Source organism: Arthrobacter sp. CC3 (genome assembly GCF_039907775.1).
In the GTDB taxonomy this organism is placed as follows: domain Bacteria; phylum Actinomycetota; class Actinomycetes; order Actinomycetales; family Micrococcaceae; genus Arthrobacter.
Genome location: NZ_JARCCY010000088.1, coordinates 1 through 3,480, shown reverse-complemented (window position 1 = coordinate 3,480; position 3,480 = coordinate 1). Strand labels below are relative to the sequence as shown.

At 54.7% G+C, this 3,480-nt stretch carries 1 rRNA gene; it reads right to left on the bottom strand.

What is annotated here, in order from left to right:
- Positions 1-147: 147 nt before the first annotated feature.
- A 23S ribosomal RNA gene (locus PV761_RS23995) occupies positions 148-3,273 on the bottom strand.
- Positions 3,274-3,480: the final 207 nt, after the last annotated feature.

Genomic DNA, 3,480 nt, shown 5'->3' with positions numbered 1-3,480 from the left:
TTGTGGTGTTGTTATTTTGTTGTGTTTTGTTCCTGCAACGCAACGGGTTTGTTGGTTGGGAACCACATAGTGGACGCAAGCAGTCTTGTTTCTTTGTACCACCCCGTGGTGCAAACCCCTTTTGAAGTCGGGTTTGCGGGGTGGTGTGTGGTGTAAGTTATCGGCCTATTAGTACCGGTCAGCTTCACGAGTCGTTAGTCCTCGCTTCCACATCCGGCCTATCAACCCAGTGGTCTGGCTGGGGGCCTCTCACACACAAGGTGTATGGAAATCTCATCTCGAAGCGAGCTTCCCGCTTAGATGCTTTCAGCGGTTATCCCATCCGAACGTAGCTAATCAGCGGTGCACTTGGCAGTACAACTGACACACCAGAGGTTCGTCCGTCCCGGTCCTCTCGTACTAAGGACAGCCCTTCTCAAATTTCCTGCGCGCGCAGCGGATAGGGACCGAACTGTCTCACGACGTTCTAAACCCAGCTCGCGTACCGCTTTAATGGGCGAACAGCCCAACCCTTGGGACCTACTCCAGCCCCAGGATGCGACGAGCCGACATCGAGGTGCCAAACCATGCCGTCGATATGGACTCTTGGGCAAGATCAGCCTGTTATCCCCGAGGTACCTTTTATCCGTTGAGCGACGGCCATTCCACAATGTACCGCCGGATCACTAGTCCCGACTTTCGTCCCTGCTCGAGATGTCTCTCTCACAGTCAAGCTCCCTTGTGCACTTACACTCGACACCTGATTGCCAACCAGGCTGAGGGAACCTTTGGGCGCCTCCGTTACTTTTTAGGAGGCAACCGCCCCAGTTAAACTACCCATCAGGCACTGTCCCTGACCCGGATTACGGGCCGAAGTTAGATGTCCAAAGTGACCAGAGTGGTATTTCAACGATGACTCCACCCGAACTGGCGTCCGGGCTTCAACGTCTCCCACCTATCCTACACAAGCCACTCCGAACACCAATACCAAACTATAGTAAAGGTCTCGGGGTCTTTCCGTCCTGCTGCGCGTAACGAGCATCTTTACTCGTACTGCAATTTCGCCGAGTTTATGGTTGAGACAGCGGGGAAGTCGTTACTCCATTCGTGCAGGTCGGAACTTACCCGACAAGGAATTTCGCTACCTTAGGATGGTTATAGTTACCACCGCCGTTTACTGGGGCTTAAATTCTCAGCTTCGCCTTGCGGCTAACCGGTCCTCTTAACCTTCCAGCACCGGGCAGGAGTCAGTCCGTATACATCGTCTTGCGACTTCGCACGGACCTGTGTTTTTAGTAAACAGTCGCTTCCCCCTGGTCTCTGCGGCCCCGATCCCCTCCCACCAGCGTGTGGTGTTCAAGGTTGGGGCCCCCCTTCTCCCGAAGTTACGGGGGCATTTTGCCGAGTTCCTTAACCATAATTCTCTCGATCGCCTTAGTATTCTCTACCTGATCACCTGTGTCGGTTTGGGGTACGGGCGGCTAAAACCTCGCGTCGATGCTTTTCTAGGCAGCATAGGATCACCGAATCCCCCCCTACGGGGGTCCCGTCAGGTCTCAGGCATCATGAACGGCGGATTTGCCTACCGTTCGCCCTACATCCTTGGACCGGGACAACCATCGCCCGGCTCGGCTACCTTCCTGCGTCACACCTGTTAATACGCTTACCTCCCAGGATCAGGTCCCGCGCTCCACCAAAAACCGCACACCACAAGGGTGATTGGTCAGGCTTCGGGCAGTTAGTATCCCCTGTTCAGCATGGGCGGTTTTTCGCCGGTACGGGAATATCAACCCGTTGTCCATCGACTACGCCTGTCGGCCTCGCCTTAGGTCCCGACTTACCCAGGGCAGATTAGCTTGACCCTGGAACCCTTGATCATTCGGCGGACGGGTTTCTCACCCGTCTTTCGCTACTCATGCCTGCATTCTCACTCGTGTAGGCTCCACCGCTGGTTTACACCGCGACTTCACTGCCCACACGACGCTCCCCTACCCATCCACACTCCTGAACCACAAAGGCTTGGATAAAATGTGAATGCCACAACTTCGGCGGTGTACTTGAGCCCCGCTACATTGTCGGCGCGGAATCACTTGACCAGTGAGCTATTACGCACTCTTTTAAGGATGGCTGCTTCTAAGCCAACCTCCTGGTTGTCTTCGCAACTCCACATCCTTTCCCACTTAGCACACGCTTAGGGGCCTTAGTTGGTGGTCTGGGCTGTTTCCCTCTCGACTATGAAGCTTATCCCCCACAGTCTCACTGCTGCGCTCTCACTTACCGGCATTCGGAGTTTGGCTGACGTCAGTAACCTTGTAGGGCCCATTAGCCATCCAGTAGCTCTACCTCCGGTAAGAAACACGCAACGCTGCACCTAAATGCATTTCGGGGAGAACCAGCTATCACGAAGTTTGATTGGCCTTTCACCCCTACCCACAGCTCATCCCCTCCATTTTCAACTGAAGTGGGTTCGGTCCTCCACGACGTCTTACCGTCGCTTCAACCTGGCCATGGGTAGATCACTTCGCTTCGGGTCTAGATCACGCCACTGCAACGCCCTATTCAGACTCGCTTTCGCTACGGCTGCCCCACACGGGTTAACCTCGCGACGTAACACTAACTCGCAGGCTCATTCTTCAAAAGGCACGCCGTCACCAGAATCAGACTGGCTCCGACGGATTGTAAGCACACGGTTTCAGGTACTGTTTCACTCCCCTCCCGGGGTACTTTTCACCTTTCCCTCACGGTACTGGTCCGCTATCGGTCATTAGGGAGTATTTAGGCTTATCAGGTGGTCCTGACAGATTCGCACGGGATTTCTCGGGCCCCGTGCTACTTGGGATACTTCCCAGGCGGTACACAACATTACGGTTACGGGGCTCACACCCTCTCTGGCCGGCCTTTCAAGACCGTTCACCTATGCCTGCACATCACACCTCGCTGTCCCGGCAGAGACAGCACGGAAAGTCCCGCAACCCCGACCATGCAACGCCCGCCGGCTATCACACATGGAACGGTTTAGCCTGATCCGCGTTCGCTCGCCACTACTAACGGAATCACTATTGTTTTCTCTTCCTGCGGGTACTGAGATGTTTCACTTCCCCGCGTTCCCTCCACGCACCCTATGTGTTCAGATGCGGGTCACCAGGCAGCTCGCGCCCCTGGCGGGGTTTCCCCATTCGGACACCCTGGGATCACAGTCCGGTTATCGACTCCCCCAGGCTTATCGCAGATTCCTACGTCCTTCTTCGGCTCCTAATGCCAAGGCATCCACCGTGTGCTCTTAAAAACTTGACCACAAAAGATCAAAAAAACTAATTTTCGAGAGAACCACGAAAACCAACCACACCCAACAACCACACCCCCAAAGGAATGCCATCATCACGCGCAGCCAGATCCAGGTTCATATTCTTGGAAATTGCTTCTTATAAAAGATGCTCGCGTCCACTATGTAGTTCTCAAACAACAACCCCGTACCACACACCCCACACACACCCGCCCCGA